The following is a 17835-nucleotide window of genomic DNA, read 5'->3' as shown; positions in this document are numbered from 1 at the left end:
GGCTACTGCTCGCCCTCGGTGTGCTCGAGCATGCCCGCCTGGATCTCGCGCATGGCGATGGACAGCGGCTTCTCGCGCGGACCCGGCTCGACGAGCGGGCCGACGTACTCGAGCAGGCCCTCGCCGAGCTGGGAGTAGTAGTCGTTGATCTGGCGGGCGCGCTTGGCCGCGTAGATGACCAGCGCGTACTTGGAGCTCACCTGGCCGAGCAGGTCGTCGATCGGCGGGTTGGTGATGCCCTCGGGGAGGGCCCCGGCGACGGGGGCGGTCAGCGGCATGCTCACGAAGAAGACTCCTGCGGACGAGGAAGCGGGGGATGCGATGGGGCGGGAACCAACAACTCTACCAACCGGGCGGCGACGGCCCGCGGCTCGTCGCTGATCACGGTGACGTCGAACTCGTGGCGGGCGGCCATCTCCTCGCGCGCGGTCTGCAGGCGCCGGGCGAACGCGGCCTCGTTCTCGGTGCCGCGGTGGCGCAGCCGCCGCTCCAGCTCGGCCATCGAGGGCGGCGCGAGGAAGACGGTGACACCCTCCGGCATCGCCTGCTTCATCGCGCGGGCCCCGGCCAGGTCCACCTCGACCACGACGGGTACGCCGGCCGCGAGCGCGGACTCCACGGGCTCGCGCGGGGTGCCCGAACGCTGCAGCCCGCCGTGGATCTCCGCCCACTCGAGCAGCTCGCCGCGCGCGACGAGGTCGTCGAAGCCCGCGGGGCCGACGAACCGGTAGTCGACGCCGTCGACCTCACCGGACCGCATGTCCCGCGTGGTGGCCGACACGCTGAAGTACATCTCGGGCAGCATCGCGCGCAGCTCGCGCACCACGCTGCTCTTGCCGACGCCGGAGGGGCCGAGCAGGACGACCAGCCGACCCCTCCGCGCAGACCCCTTCCGGGGCGACCCGGCCCGAGACGACACCGTCACGACGGATCAGGCGAACTCGCTGAGCAGCGCCTTGCGCTGCCGGTCGCCGAGCCCGCGAAGGCGGCGGCTCGGGGCGATCTCCAGACGCTCCATGATCTGACCGGCCCGGACCTTGCCGACGCCGGGGAGCGCCTCGAGCAGCGCCGAGACCTTCATCTTGCCGAGCACCTCGTCGGTGTCGGCCTCCTTGAGCACCTCGTGCAGGGACGCGCCCCCACGCTTGAGACGCTCCTTCCACTCCGCCCGCGCCCGGCGCGCAGCCGCTGCCTTCTGCAGCGCGGCAGCACGCTGTTCGTCGGTGAGTTGGGGAAGGGCCACGGTCTCCTCCGTCGTTCGTGAAATCCACCGCCCCGCGGGCCTGCCCACGGGGACGGTTCCGAACGTACTCACGCCACGTCCGAGAAGGGAAACGGGGGGTGCCACCTGTGGGTTTCCTCATCTGTCACCCGGTCGGGCGATACCACGTGCCGACGGCTGCACGCCCCCTCGACGCGCCCGTTCAGCGCATCCCGGGGACCGTCCCCCGGATCGCCGCGGTGACCCACGGTGCGCGACCCGCGACATACCGTGCGAACTCCACGATTTCGTCGCGCTGCCGATCCGTACGGGCGGGGGCGTGGTGGGTGGGCACGAGGTGCCGCACGCCACACCGGCGGGCGAACACCACGGCGTCCCCGACGGTCGCGTGCCCGGGCCGGCCTCACGAACGCCGCTCCGCGCAGCCGGGCAGCTCGCGGGGGTGCCCGGCGCCGAGCGCGGCCGGCGAGCACGCCGGGGCGGGGACGGAGATACTCGTGCGCGTGGACCACTCCGGGGCCGGTTGCGCTCCGTCGTCGGCGACGACCGGGCGGGCTCCCGGCCCGCCGCCGACAGGCCCGCCGCCGACAGGCCCGGCCTCGTCGACCCGGGCGACCGCCTCGGCGCGGTGGGCGGCGACCCGGAGGTCGACTCGATCCGGGGTGGCCGCGCCGTGAGCCCGCCGATCCGGTCACAGCGGCCGGCCAGGGGGCACCGGTGAGCCCCGACGGGTTCGACGCCGTCGTCGTCGGGTCGGGGCCCAACGGGCTCGTGGGCGCGGTGCGGCTGGCCGAGGCGGGGCTCCGCGTGCTGCTCGTGGAGGCCGCCGACACCTTCGGTGGGGGGCTGCGCACCGAGCAGCTCACGCTGCCCGGCTTCCACCACGACGTGTGCGCCACCGCGCTACCGCTGGCGCTGGCGTCCCCGGCGCTGCGGGCGATCGACCCCACCCGCGACGGCGTGGAGTTCTGCCACCCCCCGGTCCCGGCCGCGCACCCCCTCGACGGCGCCCCCGCAGCGCTGGTGCTGCGTGACGTCGATGCGACCGCCGCCGGGTTCGGTGCCGACGCGGCCCGCTGGCGGGCCACCGTCGGGGCCACGGCCGGCGCCGGGTTCCCGCTGGTGGACACGCTGCTCGCGCCGCTGGACCTGCCCCCGGCGGCGCTGCTCGCCGCCGCGCGGTACGGCGTGCTGGGCGCGCTGCCCGCGACCGTCACCGGGCGCCTGTTCCGCGAGCCCGCGGCCCGTGCGGCCTTCGCCGGCATGGCCGCGCACGCCATCCTCGACCTCGGCGCGCCCGTCACCGCGGGCTACGGCCTGCTGATCGGCGCACTGGCCCACTCCGTCGGCTGGCCCGTGGTGCGGGGCGGGTCGCAGGGCCTGGCCGACGGGCTGGTGACGCGGCTGCGCGGGTTGGGGGCCGAGATCGTCACCGGGTGCCGCGTCCGCGACCTCGGCGAGCTGCCCCCGGCCCCGGTGACGCTGCTGGACCTGACCCCGCGCCAGGTGCTCGCCCTGGCCGGGGACCGGCTCCCCACCGGCTACCGCCGCCGGCTGGCCCGGTTCCGCTACGGCGCGGGGGTCTTCAAGCTGGACTACGCCCTCGACGCCCCCGTGCCGTGGTCCGACCCGGCGGTCGCCGGTGCCGGGACCGTACACCTCGCAGGCACGTTCGAGGAGGTCGTTGCGGCGGAGCGGACCGTGGCCCGCGGCGGGCACGCCGAGCGCCCGTTCGTCCTCGGGGTGCAGGCGTGCACCGCCGACCCGTCCCGGGCGCCGGAAGGCAAGCACACGTTCTGGGCCTACTGCCACGTGCCCAACGGGTCCACGGTGGACATGACGGCGGCGATCGAGGGGCAGATCGAGCGGTTCGCGCCCGGCTTCGGTGACCGGGTGCTGGCCCGGCACGCGATGGGGCCCGCCGCGCTGGAGGCGCACAACGCCAACGAGGTCGGCGGCGACATCAACGGCGGCGCGGGCGACTGGCGCCAGTTCCTCAGCCGCCCGGTACTGGCCCGCCACCCGTGGCGCACCCCGCTGCCCGGTGTGTACCTGTGCTCGTCGAGCACCCCGCCCGGCGGCGGCGTGCACGGCATGGGCGGCTGGCAGGCGGCCGGTCTGGCGCTGGCGGGCCCGTGAGTGCGCCGCGGCGCCGGAGCACTGCTGCGCGCTGACGAGGCGCGCAGCGCCGCCGGTGTCAGGCCTCCTCGGGGGGGTCGGCCACGGCACCGCAGTCGGCGGCGCCTGCGGGGCAGATCCTCCCGGGCGCAGCTGCTCAGCAGCACGTCCGTGGTGCCCGGCGCGGGTGCGAGCCACCACCGCCGGCCTCCCCGTCATCGGCCGATCGTGCGCCCGTCCGGCGGGCCCGGGAAGGGTTGGCACCCCACGCCCGGCCCCGTCGGCCAGTGGCATCGGCACCGCCTCGACGCGAGGGCCGGTGTCCGGCTCGGCCTCCAGCCCGCGCTCGGCGAACAGCGTGGTGACATGCCGCCCGACGGCGCGCTCGGACGGGTGCGGCGCGGCGGCCACGCCGGCGTTGCTGGCGACCCTGTGCGATCTCGGCGGGCACGTCGCGCGTTCCCGGGTGGTCAGCACGGCCGGCGGCGACGAGCGCACCCGCCCGCCGGCCGACACCGGCACCTCGACGACGGCGACTCCCGCACCCGCGGCGACGAACGACCCCGGCTCGCACCGCTCCGCCGTCGAGAACACCCCCACCACCGCGCTGTCGCAGATGACGCCGTCTCCCGCACAGGTCGCAGCCTGTGCGACCGGCTGCAGCGTGTGCGCAGGACGCCGAGCCGCGGGCCGACGCCACCCCACGATCAGCCCCGCGCGCGAACCCGCGCCGTGATCACCGGTCCCGGGCGTCGGCTGCCGATGCGCTGCCCGGGTCCCGATCCCGGACGATCATGGACGCGCCGCGGCGATCTCGTCGCGCAGACGCTGGGCCGCGCAGCGCAGTGCCCCGACGTCCGGGCCCGCGGCGAGCACCGAGCGGGCCGCCGCGGGCAACACGATGCCGTCGACGCCCGCGAACCGGCGGGCGACGTCGGCCGGCCCCGCCCCCTGCGCTCCGACGCCGGGTGCGAGGACCGGACCGTGCAGGGCCGACAGGTCGAGGCCGTGGTCGTGCGTGGCCCCGACGACCACCCCGACGTCCCCGATCGGCGACGCACCGGCGTTGCGCGCCGCCGCACCGTCCACCACGGACTGGGCGACCGAGCGCCCCGCCAGCGTGGCCAACTGCACCTCGGTGCCCTCCGGGTTCGACGTCCGGGCCAGCGCGAACGCCCCGCGCCCCGCGTCCGCCGCCGCGTCGAGTGCCGGCGCCAGCGACCCGAAACCCAGGTAGGGCGACAGCGTCACCGCGTCCGCACCCAGCGGGGCGCCGAGCGCGAGGTACGCGTCCGCGTAGCCGTCCATCGTGGACCCGATGTCGCCGCGCTTGGCGTCGAGCAGCGTGAGCGTGCCGGATCCGGCGAACGCGGCGAGCAGCCGTTCCAGCACCGCGACGCCCCCCGAGCCGTGCCGCTCGAAGAACGCCGACTGCGGCTTGACCACGCCCACCTGCCCCGCGAACGCCTGCACGCACCCGTCGCAGAAGCGGGCGAGCCCGTCGACGTCGTCGGTGAGCCCCCACTCGGCCAGCAGCGCGGGATGGGGGTCGATCCCGACGCACAGCGCCCCGAGCGCGGAGGTGGCGGCGCGCAGCCGCAGCCCGAACGCGTCACCCACGACCCACCCCGCACTTCGGAGCCACACCGCTGTTCTGCCGCCCCGGGGACCGCGTTCTGGCTCCGAAGTGCGGTCCGGCGGTCACGGGCGGGCCTTCTTCAGGTCCTTGTGGAAGTGCTGGAGGCTGCGGACGCCGATGGCGCCCCGCTTCATCGCCTCCACGCCCTGCACCGCGGCCCCCGCGCCCTGCACCGTCGTGATGCACGGGACCCCGCGGCTCACCGCGGCCGCGCGGATCTCGTAGCCGTCGATGCGGGGGCCGGAGTTGCCGTCCGGCGTGTTGATGATCATGTCGACGTCGCCGGCGAGGATGAGGTCCACGATCGTCTCGCCCCCTTCGACGTGCTTGCGCACCACCGTGGTCGCGATCCCGTGGCGGCGCAGCACGTCGGCCGTGCCGCCGGTCGCGAGGATCTCGAAGCCGAGATCGGCGAGGCGGCGGATCAGGAACACCATGGCCCGCTTGTCGCGGTCGGCCACCGAGACGAACGCCTTCCCCGACGTCGGCAGCGACCCGTAGGCCGCGGCCTGGCTCTTCGCGAACGCCGGCCCGAACGACGCGTCGATGCCCATGACCTCGCCGGTGGACTTCATCTCCGGCCCCAGCAGCGGGTCGACGCCCCGGCCCTCCCGGGTACGGAAGCGGTTGAACGGCAACACCGCCTCCTTGACCGCGACGGGCGCGTCGGCCGGCAGCTCACCGCCGTCGCCCTCGGCCGGCAGCATGCCCTCCACCCGCAGGTCGGCGATGGTGGCGCCGAGCATGATCCGCGCGGCGGCCTTGGCCAGCGGCACCGCCGTGGCCTTCGACACGAACGGCACCGTGCGCGACGCCCGCGGGTTGGCCTCCAACACGTAGAGCGTCTCACCGTGCAGGGCGTACTGGACGTTGAGCAGCCCCCGCACGCCGACGCCGTGGGCGATGGCCTCGGTGGAGCGCCGTACCTGCTCCAGCACCCTGCGGCCCAGCGTCACCGGCGGGAGCGTGCAGGAGGAGTCGCCGGAGTGCACCCCGGCCTCCTCGATGTGCTCCATGATGCCGCCGACGAACACGTCCGTGCCGTCGCAGAGCGCGTCGACGTCGATCTCGACCGCGTCGTCGAGGAAGCGGTCGACGAGGACCGGGCGCTCCTCGGAGATCGTGGTGGCGCGTGCGATGTAGCCGGCCAGCGTCTCGTCGTCGTAGACGATCTCCATCCCACGCCCGCCGAGCACGTACGACGGCCGCACGAGCACCGGGTAGCCGATGCGGGCGGCGATGTCGGCGGCCTCCCCGAACGTGGTGGCCATCCCGAACGCCGGTGCGGGCAGCCCCGCCTTGCGCAGCACCTCGCCGAACGCGCCGCGGTCCTCCGCGAGATCGATCGCGGCGGCGCTCGTGCCCACCACCGGGACGCCCGCCGCGGTGAGCCGGGCCGCGAGACCGAGCGGCGTCTGCCCCCCGAGCTGCACGATCACGCCCGCGACGGTGCCGCTCTCCTGCTCGGCGTGCACCACCTCCAGCACGTCCTCGAAGGTCAGCGGCTCGAAGTAGAGGCGGTCGGCGGTGTCGTAGTCGGTGGAGACGGTCTCCGGGTTGCAGTTGACCATGACCGTCTCGAAACCGGCCTCGCGCAGCGCCATGACGGCGTGCACGCAGGAGTAGTCGAACTCGATGCCCTGCCCGATGCGGTTGGGCCCGGAGCCGAGGATCAGCACCTTCGGCTGCTCGGGCTGCGGCGCGATCTCCGACTCGGCCGCGGGGTCGGTCTCGTAGGCGCTGTAGTGGTAGGGCGTCAGCGCCCGGAACTCCGCGGCACAGGTGTCGATGGTCTTGTAGACCGGGCGCACACCGAGGCGGTGCCGCAGCGTGCGCACGCCGTCCTCGCCTGCCAGCTCGGGGCGCAGCACGGCGATCTGGCGGTCCGACAGCCCGGCCCGCTTGGCCCGGCGCAGCAGCCCGGCCTCCAGGACGGGCGCGTCGAGGATCTCGGTGCGCAGCTCGGTCAGGCCCAGGATCTGGTCGAGGAACCAGGGGTCGATGCCCGTCTCCGCCGCCACCGCGGCCACCGGTGCGCCGTCCCGCAGCGCGCGCTCCACCTCGTAGATGCGCCCGTCGACCGGCACGCGGATCTCCGGCGGCCCGTCCGGATCCGGCGTGGTCCAGAACCCGGTCGCCGTGGTCTCCATCGACCGCAGCGCCTTCCCCAGCGCCTCCGGGAACGACCGCCCCAACGCCATCGCCTCGCCGACGCTCTTCATCGTCGTGGTGAGCTCGGGATCGGCGCCCGGGAACTTCTCGAACGCGAACCGCGGGATCTTCACGGCCACGTAGTCCAGCGTCGGCTCGAACGCGGCCAGCGTCTCGCCGGTGATGTCGTTGCGGATCTCGTCGAGTGTGTACCCGACGGCCAGCCGTGCGGCGATCTTCGCGATCGGGAACCCGGTGGCCTTCGACGCCAGCGCGGACGACCGCGACACCCGCGGGTTCATCTCGATCACCACGAGCCGCCCGGTCTCCGGGTGGATCGCGAACTGGATGTTGCAGCCGCCGGTGTCGACGCCGACCGCGCGCAGCACCTCGATGCCGTCGTCGCGCATGTGCTGGTACTCGCGGTCGGTCAGCGTCATCGCGGGCGCCACGGTGATCGAGTCGCCGGTGTGCACGCCCATCGGGTCGATGTTCTCGATGGAGCAGATGACGACGACGTTGTCCTTGCGGTCGCGCATCAGCTCCAGCTCGAACTCCTTCCAGCCCAGCACCGACTCCTCGATGAGCACCTCGGTGACCGGCGACGCGTCCAGCCCGCCACCGGCGAGGCGCTCCAGGTCGGCGTCGGTGTGCGCCATGCCGGAACCGAGCCCGCCCATGGTGAACGAGGGCCGGATGACCACCGGCAGCCCCAGCTCGCCGACGGCCTTGCGCACCTCGTCCATCGAGTGGCAGACCGCCGAGCGCGGCACGTCCCCGCCGCAGGACTGCACGATGTCCTTGAACTTCAGCCGGTCCTCACCGCGCTGGATCGACTCGAAGTCCGCGCCGATCAGCTCGATGCCGTAGCGCTCCAGCACGCCGTTCTCGTGCAGGGCGACGGCCAGGTTCAGCGCGGTCTGCCCGCCGAGGGTGGCCAGGATCGCGTCCGGCCGCTCGATCTCGATGATCTTCTCGACGAAATCGGGCGTGATCGGCTCGACGTAGGTGGCGTCGGCGAACTCGGGGTCGGTCATGATCGTGGCCGGGTTGGAGTTGACCAGCGAGACCCGGATGCCCTCGGCGCGCAGCACGCGGCAGGCCTGGGTGCCCGAGTAGTCGAACTCGCAGGCCTGGCCGATCACGATCGGCCCCGACCCGATGACCATGACGTGCCGGATGTCGTCGCGGCGGGGCATCAGCGGTCCTCCTGGTTCCGGGCGACACCGGGGCGGGCGGCGATCAAGGGCAGATGGCGGCTTGCAGTGATCCACGAGCGACCGTCTGCCCTTGATCGCGTGGGTAGTACGCGGCCGGTCACGAGGCGCCCCGGCGGTCGGGGGTGCGGTGCGCCGTCATCAGGTCCACGAAACGGTCGAACAGGTCCTCGGCGTCGTGCGGGCCCGCCGCCGCCTCGGGGTGGTACTGCACGCTGAACGCCGGCACCTCCAGGGCCGCCAGCCCCTCGACACAACCGTCGTTGGGGCAGATGTGGGTGATCTGCGCGCGCCCGAACGGGCCGTCGAAGATCTCCCCCGCCTCGCCCTCGACGGCGAACCCGTGGTTCTGCGACGTGATCGCGACGCGGCCGGTGGCGTGCTCGACCACCGGGATGTTGATGCCGCGGTGGCCGTAGCGCAGCTTGTAGGTGCCGCGGCCCAGCGCGCGGGCCAGGATCTGGTTGCCGAAGCAGATGCCGAACAGCGGGATCCGCCGTTCCAGCACCTGCCGGGTGAGCGCGACGGGGCCGTCGGCGGTGGCCGGGTCGCCGGGTCCGTTGGACAGGAAGAACCCGTCCGGCGCCAGCGCCTCGACCTGCTCGATCGTGCTCGACGCGGGCAGCACGTGGGTCTCGACGCCGCGGCGCGCCAGGCAGCGCGGGGTGTTCGACTTGATCCCGACGTCCAGCGCCGCCACCCGGAACCGGCGCACCCCGTCCGCGGGCACGACGTAGGGCTCGCGCGTCGTGACCGCGCCGTAGAGGTCGGCGCCCTCCATCGACAGGCTCTCCCGCACGCGCCGCACCAGCACGTCGTCGGCGGCCAGGTCGGCACCGGAGAACACGCCCGCGCGCATCGCGCCCCGCTCGCGCAGGTGCCGCACCAGCGCGCGGGTGTCGATGCCGGCCACCGACACGATCCCCTGCCGCTCCAGGGCCGCGGCGAGGGAGCCGGTGGACCGCCAGCTCGACGGCGACCGCGCCGGGTCGCGCACCACGTACCCGGCCACCTGGATGCCCGCGGACTCGTCGTCCTCGTCGTTCCAGCCGGTGTTGCCGATCTGCGGTGCGGTCTGCACCACGATCTGGCGGTGGTAGGAGGGGTCGGTCAGCGTCTCCTGGTAGCCGGTCATGCCGGTGGTGAACACCGCCTCGCCCAGCCCCGTGCCGCGCGCCCCGTAGGCCTGGCCGCGGAAGATCCGCCCGTCCTCGAGCACCAGGACCGCTGTCATTCCTGAGCCTTCCCGTCCCGCGCGGTGATCCGTCCCCGCAGGACCGTCGCGACCACCGCCCCGGGCAGCCGCATTCCCTCGTACGGGGTGTTCGACGCCCGGCTCGCGAGCGCCTCCCCCCGCACCGTCCACTGCGCGTCGGGGTCGACCAGCGCGAACGTGGCCGGCTCCCCCTCCGCGATCGGGCGGCCCTGGTCGGGCAGCCCGCCGATCTCCGCGGGCCGCTCGGACAGCACGCGGGCGACGCCGCGCCAGTCCAGCAGCCCGGGCTCGACCATGGTGTGCACCAGCACCGACAGCGCCGTCTGTAGCCCCAGCATCCCCGGGCGGGCGGCCTGCCACTCGGTGTCCTTGTACTGGACCGCGTGGGGCGCGTGGTCGGTGGCGACCACGTCGATCACGCCCTCGGCCAGCGCCTCGCGCATCGCGCGGGTGTCCTCGGCGGTGCGCAGCGGCGGGTTGACCTTGTTGACGGGGTCGTAGCCGCGCAGCCGCGAGTCGGTGAGCAGCAGGTGGTGCGGGGTGACCTCGGCGCTCACCCGGACCCCGGCGGCCTTCGCGGCGCGGATCACCTCGATGGTGCGGGCGCTGGAGACGTGGCAGACGTGCAGCCGGGCCCCGGCGTCGCGGGCCAGCGCGCAGTCGCGGGCCACGACCGTCTCCTCGGCGGTGGCGGGCCAGCCCTGCAGGCCCAGCCGCGAGGCGACCACGCCCTCGTGGGCCTGGGCGCCGCCGGTGAGCCGGTGGTCCTCCGCGTGCTGGGCGACGACCGCCCCGAGTGCGGACGCGTACTCCAGCGCCCGGCGCATGATCAACGGGTCGTTGACGCACCGACCGTCGTCGCTGAACATCCGCACCTGGGCGCGGCTGGCGGCCATCGTGCCGAGCTCGGCCATCCTCGCGCCCTCGAGCCCGACGGTGACCGCGCCCACCGGGTGCACGTCGACCAGCCCGACCTCCACCCCGCGCCGCCACACGTGCTCGACGACGACGGCGGTGTCGGCCACGGGATCGGTGTTGGGCATCGCGAACACCGCGGTGAACCCGCCTAGCGCCGCGGCCGCCGACCCGGTGGCGACGTCCTCGGACTCCTCGCCACCCGGCTCGCGCAGGTGCACGTGCAGGTCCACGAACCCCGGCAGCAACACGGCGCCGCCGCCGTCCAGTGCGGGCACGCCGTCGGGGGCCTCGAGCCCGGAGCCGACGGACTCGACGATCCCGTCGCGCACCAGCACGTCGACGACCTCGCCCCCGTACGGCCGCACACCGGTGATCAACAGGTCGCACGACATTGCAGCAAGGCCACCTTCACGCAATCTGGTTGCATGAAGGTGGCCTTCCTGCAACGGGGTCGGGGGGACGGCGTTCATTCCGGCGCTCCGGCCAGCAGGTGGTACAGGACCGCCATGCGGACGTGCACGCCGTTGGCCACCTGGGCCAGCACCGCCGACCGCGGGCCGTCGGCCACGGCCGGGGCGATCTCCATCCCGCGCACCATCGGGCCAGGGTGCAGCACGGGGGCGTGCTCGGGCAGCAGCGCGGCGCGGGCGGGCGAGAGCCCGTAGCCCACCGCGTACTCCCGCGCGGACGGGAAGAACGCGCCGTGCATCCGCTCGGCCTGCACGCGCAGCATCATCACCGCGTCCAGGGCGGGCAGCTCGGCGTCCAGGTCCGGGCTCACCCGGCACGGCCACTGCGCGACGCCGGCGGGCAGCAGCGTGGGCGGGGCGATCACCACGACCTCCGCGCCCAGCGTGGCCAGCAGCAGCACGTTGGACCGGGCGACGCGGCTGTGCAGCACGTCACCGACGATCCCGACGCGCCGCCCGGCGATCGACCCGAGCCGGTCCCGCAGCGTCGCGGCGTCGAGCAGCGCCTGGGTGGGGTGCTCGTGGGTGCCGTCGCCGGCGTTGACGATCGAGGTGTGGGTGCCCGTCGCGGCGCGGTCCCGGTCCGCCCACGCCGCCATCCGGTGCGCGGCACCGGATGCGGGATGCCGCACGACCACGCAGTCGGCGCCCATCGCCGAGAGCGTCAGCGAGGTGTCGCGCAGCGACTCCCCCTTGCCCACCGACGAGCCCGACGCGCTGACGTTGACGGTGTCCGCGCTCATCCACTTGCCCGCCACCTCGAACGACACGCGGGTGCGGGTGGAGTTCTCGTAGAACATGGTGATGATCGTGCGGCCGCGCAGCGTCGGCAGCTTGCGGACCTCCCGGCCCAGCAGCGCCTGCTTGAGCCGGTCGGCGGTGTCGAGCAGCCCGGTCGCGGCGGCCGCGTCGAGGTCGGCGGCGGAGAGCAGGTGCTTCACGCTGCGCCGCCGGATCCGGCTCCGCCGGTGGGGAGCCCCCGCCGCAGGCGCACCCCGTCGAGGTCGTCGGTCTCGCTCAGCAGCACGAGGATCTGCTCCTCCCGCGACGTGGGCACGTTCTTGCCGACGTAGTCGGCACGGATCGGCAGCTCGCGATGGCCCCGGTCGACCAGCACGGCCAGCTGCACGGCGCGGGGACGTCCGTGGTCGGCGAGCGCGTCCAGGGCGGCACGCACGGTGCGCCCGGACATCAGCACGTCGTCGACGAGGACGACCAGCCGGTCGTCGAGCCCGCCCTCGGGCACCGCGGTGTCCTCCAGCGGCCGGGCGGGGCGGCGGCGCAGGTCGTCGCGGTGGAGCGTGGCGTCGACCGACCCGACCTCGGGCGCCGTGCCGGAGAACTCGCCGATCGCGGCGGCCAGGCGCCGGGCGAGCACCGCTCCGCGGGTGGGGATGCCGATGAGCACCGGGACGTCGGTACCCGCGGTCTTCTCGATGATCTGGTGCGCGATGCGCGCGATGGTGCGGGTGACGTCGGCGGCGCTGAGCAACTCCCGGTCACCCGGCGCACCCGTGACGTCCCCGCGGCGGTCGTTCGCCACGAGGCACTCCTTCCCCGCCTCACCGGACGGGCCTTAAAGGATCGATGTACGGCGACCGTACCAGCGCCGCCGCGTCCGACCCGCCTCGCCGCGGCCCGACATCGCGAGCGTCACACCGGCCGCCCACGACACCCTCCGGAGTCCCGCCTGTCACAGGCCGGTCACGCTCCGGTCACGGATACGGCGCGTCCCGCCGCCGGACCCGTAGCGAATCGCCTGGCGGCGCCCTGTCGATCAGCCATTTGGGTGGAACCGGGCGACCATGATGGTGGGAGAGGGCGGGCAACTTGACCGAACAGCGACGGCGAGCGCATGATTACTCTCCGTATTGATCGACTGTTCCGTGGGTGGCCGCGGCCGCGGGGGGCACCACCACCGGCACTCCGGCGTTCCCGAGCGCCGGGCCCCGATCCACATCAGGTCCTACGACACCGGTCCCGCGGCCGGTGCCAGTGAGTAAGGAGGTCGCTGCATGGGCGACTACGCCAAGGCGCTCGGCGGGAAGCTCCGCGCCATCCGGCAGCAGCAGGGTCTGTCGCTGCACGGTGTCGAGCAGAAGTCGGGCGGCCGGTGGAAGGCCGTCGTCGTGGGCTCCTACGAGCGCGGCGATCGTGCCGTCACCGTCCAGAAGCTGGCCGAGCTGGCCGACTTCTACGGCGTGCCCGTGGCCGAGCTCCTGCCCGAGGGCCGCGTGCCGTCCGGCTCCGAGCCCGCCACGAAGATCGTCATCAACCTGGAGCGGCTGCAGCAGCTCCCGGCGGACAAGGTGGGCCCGCTGGCCCGCTACGCCGCCGCCATCCAGAGCCAGCGCGGCGACTACAACGGCAAGGTGCTCAGCATCCGCGCCGAGGACCTGCGCTCGCTCGCGATCATCTACGACAAGAGCCCGGGCGAGCTGACCGACCAGCTCATCGAGTGGGGCGTCCTGCCCCCCGAGGCGCGGCCCGCGCAGTAGTGGCACGGGTGGCAGGGGAAGGCCACCCGCACCACGCACGAACGGCCCCCGTCCTTCGCGGACGGGGGCCGGTCTGCGTCCCACCCGCACCTCGGAGCCACAGTGCTGTTCCCGGACGTCCCGAACAGCGGTACGGCTCCGAAGTGCGGGGACGGGGGCGTCAGCGGGTGGCGCGGAGTTGCGGGGCGATGTCGGCGATGCGGCCCAGGACGCCGTTGAGGAACCTGGGGCTGTCGTCGGTGCTCAGGGTCTTCGCCAGCTCGACGGCCTCGGTGATCGCCACCGGGTCGTCGATCTCGTCGACCCAGAGCAGCTCGAACACCCCGATCCGCAGCAGGGCGCGGTCGACGGCGGGCATGCGCACCACCGTCCAGCCCTCGGCGTGCTCGGTGAGCAGCTGGTCGATGCGCTCCCGGTGCTCGACGACACCGGCCACGAGCATCGCCGCGTACTCCGAGACCGGCGGAGCGTCGTCGGTCTCCTGGCGCTGCACGAGCACGGACAGCGGGTCGTCGCCGCGGGCCTCGGACTCGAACAGGATGTCCAACGCGCGCTTGCGGGCCTTGGTACGGGCGCGTAGCACTTAGACCAGACCTCGCATCAGCTGGAGACGCGGCCGAGGTAGCGCCCGTCGCGGGTGTCGACCTTGACCTTCTCGCCGGTGGTGACGAACAGCGGCACCTGGATCTCCGCGCCCGTCTCCAGCGTGGCCGGCTTGGTGCCGCCGGTGGAGCGGTCGCCCTGCAGGCCGGGGTCGGTGTGGCTGATCACCAGCTCGACCGAGGTGGGCAGCTCGACGAACAGCGGCACGCTCTCGTGCAGCGCCACCATCGCCACCTGGTTCTCCAGCAGGAAGCCCGCGGCCGAGCCGACGGTGCTCGAAGGGATCGGGATCTGGTCGAACGTGTCGCCGTCCATGAAGACGAAGTCGGCGCCGTCGCGGTAGAGGTAGGTCATGTCGCGCCGGTCGACGGTGGCCGTCTCGACCTTGGTGCCGGCGTTGAAGGTCTTGTCGACGACCTTCCCGGTCATGACGTTCTTCAGCGTCGTGCGCACGAAGGCGCCACCCTTGCCGGGCTTGACGTGCTGGAAGGCCGTGACCGCCCAGAGCTGGCCGTCGAGGTTGAGGACCAGGCCGTTCTTCAGGTCGTTCGTGGTGGCCACGTGGGTGTCAACTCCTGGTTCGCGCTGCGCTGCTTCGGTCCGGGGTGGGCCGAGCGGCTCGGCCGGTGTCGTCGGGGCGCCCGCCGCGGGGCGGCGCCACCATCCCGGTCCACGATACCGGTGACGGTCCGACGGCCCGGCCGGCGGCTCGACCCGCTCGCCTGCGCCCGGGCCGATCAGAGCTCCGAGAGCTCCCGGGGCGCACCGGTCAGCACCTCGGCCCGCCCCGACCGCACGACGAGCAGGTCCTCGATCCGCACCCCGCCCCGCCCCTCCAGGTACACGCCGGGTTCGACGGTGACGGCCATCCCGGCGGACAGCGCACCGGTCGCGGTGGGCGACAGGGCGGGGGCCTCGTGGATCTGCAGCCCGACGCCGTGCCCGAGCCCGTGCAGGAACCGCTCGGCCTGCCCGGCGGCGGCACAGACCTCGCGCGCGGCCCCGTCGACGGCCACGGCCTCGGCGCCGGGCCGGACCGCGTCCCGGCCGGCCCGCGCCGCCGCGGCCACCAGCGCGTGCAGCTCGCGCTGCCAGTCCGCGGCCGGGCCGAGCACCACCGTGCGGGTCGTGTCGGAGTGGTAGCCGGCGTGCAGCGCGCCGAAGTCCAGCTTCACGAGGTCACCCGCGCGCAGCACGGCGTCGGTGGGCCGGTGGTGGGGCACCGCGGAGTGCGCCCCGGCGGCCACGATCGTCTCGAAGGACGGGCCCTGCGCCCCGTGCCGGCGCATGCGGATCTCCAGGTCCAGGGCGACCTCGCGCTCGGTGCGGCCCGGCCGCAACCCACCGGCGGCCACGAGGTCGGCGAACGCGGCGTCGGCGAGGGCGCACGCCAGGCGCAGCGCGTCCACCTCGCCGCCGTCCTTGACCGCGCGCAGCCGCTGCACCAGCCCGGGCACGCGGTGCAGGGACACCCCCTCGGCCGCCGCGTCCAGTGCGGTGTGCCCGTCCACGGTGACCGAGTCGGACTCGAAACCCAGCCGGCGCACCCCCAGGTCGTGGGCGGCCGCGGCGACCGCGACGCCGGTGGCGCGGTCCTCGATCCGCGCCAGGTCCGGCACCTCGGTCCGGGCCTGCTCGCGGTAGCGCCCGTCGGTGCCGAACCGGCTCGACGCGTCCCCTGCGGCGTGCACCAGCAGCACGGCGTTCGAACCGGTGAACCCCGTGAGGTACCGGACGTTGGTCAGGTCGGTGACGAGCAGGGCGTCGACATCGGCGGCCCGCAGCGACTCGCGCAGCGCGGCCCGTCGGAGCGGGTGGGGCATGCTCGCCACGCTATCGGGGACCGCGCCGTCGGGCCCGCACCCGACGCGCCCGCGACCAGGCGATCGCGGTGGCCGCCATCCGAGCCACATCGCGGCGGAGCCGCCGAGCGCGTGCCGCGTCACCCGGCCCGGGGGACGTGAACACGAGGGGGACGACGATCCCACGGACGGCGTGGAGGTTGCCGGACAGGCCGTGCGCCGGCCCGAGCACGGCGACGGTCGGCAGCAGGTCGGGGCGACGGCCGGGACCGGTCATCGCGTGGCGGGCCCGTCCTGCTCGGCGATCCAGCGCAGCGCGAGGGCGTACCCCGCGACACCCAATCCGATGATCACGCCGTCGGCGACGGCGGAGATGTAGGAGTGGTGGCGGAACTCCTCGCGTCTGTGCACGTTCGAGATGTGCACCTCCACCAGCGGCGCGCTGAGCTGGGCGCACGCGTCGCGCACGGCCACCGAGGTGTGCGTCCAGGCCCCGGCGTTGAGCACCACGGGCGTACCGGTGTCGGCGGCCTCGTGCAGCCACCCGAGCAGCTCGCCCTCGTGATCGGTCTGGCGCACCTGCACGGCCAGCCCCCGCTCGGCGCCGGTGCGCTCGCACAGCGCCACGAGGTCGGCGTGGGTCGTGGAGCCGTAGACCGCGGGCTCGCGGGTGCCCAGCCGGCCCAGGTTGGGCCCGTTGAGGACGAGGACGGGACGCGGTCCGCCCCGGACGACCCCGGCATCCTCGCTCATGACACCTCCACGGTCGCCGGCTGCCGGACACGGGCTGCGGATCCGCAGCTCATGTCCCGATCCTGGCGATCACCGCTCACGCCGACACCGCCGCGTACGCCCGTTCCAGCAACGCGGGCTCCGGGTCCTCCAGGCGGCCCGGCCGCGCCAGCCCGTCGAGCACGACGAAGCGCAGCTTCCCCGCGCGGGTCTTCTTGTCCCCGCGCATGGTCTCCACCAGCTCGGGCAGCACTCCCGACTCGTAGCTGACCGGCAGGCCGACCGCGGAGAGCACCGCGCGGTGCCGGTCGGCGGTGGCGTCGTCGAGCCGTCCGGCGGCGCGGGCCAGCTCCGCGGCGAACACCAGCCCGACGCTGACCGCGGCCCCGTGCCGCCACCGGTAGGACTCGCGGTGCTCCACGGCGTGGCCCAGCGTGTGGCCGTAGTTGAGTATCTCGCGCAGGTGCGACTCGCGCAGGTCCGCCGCCACGACGTCGGCCTTGACCTGGATCGAGCGCCGCACCAGCTCGGGCAGCACGTCGCCGCCCGGATCCAGTGCGGCGGACGGGTCCTGCTCGACGAGGTCGAGGATCACGGGATCGGCGATGAACCCGGCCTTGAGGATCTCCGCGCTTCCCGCCACCAGCTCCGCGGACGGGAGCGTGTCGAGAGTGGCCAGGTCGACGAGCACCGCCGTGGGCTCGTGGAACGCCCCGACGAGGTTCTTTCCCGCCGCGGTGTTGATCCCCGTCTTCCCGCCGACGGCCGCGTCCACCATGGCCAGCAGCGTGGTGGGCACGTGGACGACGCGGATCCCCCGCATCCAGGTGGCGGCGACGAAGCCCGCGAGATCGGTGACGGCACCGCCGCCCATCGACACGACGACGTCTCCCCGGGCCAGCCCGACGTTGCCGCACACCTCCCAGCAGAAGCCGAGGACGGCCAGCGACTTGGCCTCCTCGGCGTCGGGCACCTCGACGCGGTGCGCGTCGACGCCGGCGGCGACCAGCCCGGCCCGTGCCCGCTCCGCTGCCTCGGCGAGCGGCGGCTGGTGCACGATCACCGCGGCCCGCGCGCCGCTCCCGGTGACGACGTCCACGAGCTCCGTGGCGACCCCCCGCCCCACGTGGACGGGGTACGGAGAGGCAGAAGCGACATCGATGCGCACCACCCGTGCACCCTACTGCCGCCCGCACCCGCACCCGCACCGCGGAGCGCCGCCGTGGGCCCGGACCACGCTCCGGGGGGT

At 74.3% G+C, this 17835-nt stretch carries 16 protein-coding genes; 2 read left to right on the top strand and 14 right to left on the bottom strand.

The window, feature by feature from the left end; genetic code table 11:
• Positions 1-2: 2 nt before the first annotated feature.
• Genes rpoZ through mihF form a run of 3 tightly spaced genes read right to left on the bottom strand, consistent with a single transcriptional unit; the run spans position 3 to position 1243 of the window.
• Positions 3-278, bottom strand: a complete 276-nt coding sequence (gene rpoZ, locus Q1K26_RS28125; protein ID WP_300019652.1) for a DNA-directed RNA polymerase subunit omega — start codon at positions 276-278, stop codon at positions 3-5.
• Positions 279-280: 2 nt separating this feature from the next.
• Positions 281-925 carry a guanylate kinase gene (gmk, locus tag Q1K26_RS28120; protein ID WP_300019532.1) on the bottom strand — a complete coding sequence of 215 codons (645 nt, stop codon included), beginning with the start codon at positions 923-925 and terminating at the stop codon, positions 281-283.
• A gap of 6 nt (positions 926-931) precedes the next feature.
• Positions 932-1243, bottom strand: coding sequence for an integration host factor, actinobacterial type (mihF, locus tag Q1K26_RS28115; protein WP_300019531.1), 312 nt, complete (start codon positions 1241-1243; stop codon positions 932-934).
• A 696-nt stretch (positions 1244-1939) separates the two neighbouring features.
• Between mihF and Q1K26_RS28110 the strand changes: the two genes are divergently transcribed.
• The gene (locus tag Q1K26_RS28110; RefSeq protein ID WP_300019529.1) at positions 1940-3361 is read left to right on the top strand and encodes an NAD(P)/FAD-dependent oxidoreductase; all 1422 of its coding nucleotides are present in this window, start codon (positions 1940-1942) and stop codon (positions 3359-3361) included.
• 771 nt (positions 3362-4132) lie between these two features.
• Here the strand turns inward: Q1K26_RS28110 and pyrF are convergent.
• The 6 genes from pyrF to pyrR all read right to left on the bottom strand — a co-directional run bounded on the left by pyrF (position 4133) and on the right by pyrR (position 12494).
• Positions 4133-4960: an orotidine-5'-phosphate decarboxylase gene (gene pyrF / locus Q1K26_RS28105; RefSeq protein ID WP_300019527.1), complete on the bottom strand. Its 828-nt coding sequence runs from the start codon at positions 4958-4960 to the stop codon at positions 4133-4135.
• Between the two features lie 81 nt (positions 4961-5041).
• The gene (gene carB, locus Q1K26_RS28100; RefSeq protein ID WP_300019525.1) at positions 5042-8329 is read right to left on the bottom strand and encodes a carbamoyl-phosphate synthase large subunit; all 3288 of its coding nucleotides are present in this window, start codon (positions 8327-8329) and stop codon (positions 5042-5044) included.
• Between the two features lie 118 nt (positions 8330-8447).
• Complete coding sequence (carA, locus tag Q1K26_RS28095) at positions 8448-9581, bottom strand: glutamine-hydrolyzing carbamoyl-phosphate synthase small subunit (protein WP_300019523.1); 1134 nt, start codon at positions 9579-9581, stop codon at positions 8448-8450.
• The gene (locus Q1K26_RS28090; protein ID WP_300019521.1) at positions 9578-10873 is read right to left on the bottom strand and encodes a dihydroorotase; all 1296 of its coding nucleotides are present in this window, start codon (positions 10871-10873) and stop codon (positions 9578-9580) included. Before Q1K26_RS28090 ends, carA begins: the two co-directional genes overlap by 4 nt.
• 74 nt (positions 10874-10947) lie before the next feature.
• Entirely contained in the window at positions 10948-11892 is a 945-nt protein-coding gene (locus Q1K26_RS28085) for an aspartate carbamoyltransferase catalytic subunit (protein ID WP_300019519.1), read from the bottom strand.
• On the bottom strand, positions 11889-12494 hold the full coding sequence (pyrR, locus tag Q1K26_RS28080) for a bifunctional pyr operon transcriptional regulator/uracil phosphoribosyltransferase PyrR (RefSeq protein ID WP_300019517.1): 606 nt from the start codon (positions 12492-12494) through the stop codon (positions 11889-11891). Before pyrR ends, Q1K26_RS28085 begins: the two co-directional genes overlap by 4 nt.
• A gap of 472 nt (positions 12495-12966) precedes the next feature.
• Here pyrR and Q1K26_RS28075 point away from each other — a divergent pair, with 472 nt between their 5' ends.
• Positions 12967-13449, top strand: a complete 483-nt coding sequence (locus Q1K26_RS28075; protein WP_300019515.1) for a transcriptional regulator — start codon at positions 12967-12969, stop codon at positions 13447-13449.
• Between the two features lie 160 nt (positions 13450-13609).
• Here Q1K26_RS28075 and nusB read toward each other — a convergent pair whose 3' ends face one another.
• The 5 genes from nusB to aroB all read right to left on the bottom strand — a co-directional run bounded on the left by nusB (position 13610) and on the right by aroB (position 17712).
• Complete coding sequence (nusB, locus tag Q1K26_RS28070; RefSeq protein WP_300019513.1) at positions 13610-14032, bottom strand: transcription antitermination factor NusB; 423 nt, start codon at positions 14030-14032, stop codon at positions 13610-13612.
• Between the two features lie 17 nt (positions 14033-14049).
• Positions 14050-14613, bottom strand: a complete 564-nt coding sequence (gene efp / locus Q1K26_RS28065) for an elongation factor P (RefSeq protein ID WP_300019511.1) — start codon at positions 14611-14613, stop codon at positions 14050-14052.
• Positions 14614-14789: 176 nt separating this feature from the next.
• Positions 14790-15875 (bottom strand): Xaa-Pro peptidase family protein, encoded by a 1086-nt coding sequence (locus Q1K26_RS28060; protein ID WP_300019509.1) that lies wholly within the window; start codon positions 15873-15875, stop codon positions 14790-14792.
• Positions 15876-16127: 252 nt separating this feature from the next.
• Positions 16128-16607 (bottom strand): type II 3-dehydroquinate dehydratase, encoded by a 480-nt coding sequence (gene aroQ, locus Q1K26_RS28055; RefSeq protein WP_300019507.1) that lies wholly within the window; start codon positions 16605-16607, stop codon positions 16128-16130.
• 76 nt (positions 16608-16683) lie between these two features.
• On the bottom strand, positions 16684-17712 hold the full coding sequence (gene aroB, locus Q1K26_RS28050) for a 3-dehydroquinate synthase (RefSeq protein WP_300019505.1): 1029 nt from the start codon (positions 17710-17712) through the stop codon (positions 16684-16686).
• Between the last annotated feature and the right edge of the window lie 123 nt (positions 17713-17835).

It is taken from the genome of Pseudonocardia sp. (assembly GCF_029263155.1).
Lineage (GTDB): Bacteria > Actinomycetota > Actinomycetes > Mycobacteriales > Pseudonocardiaceae > Pseudonocardia.
This window is presented reverse-complemented; position numbering and strand designations above follow the sequence as displayed.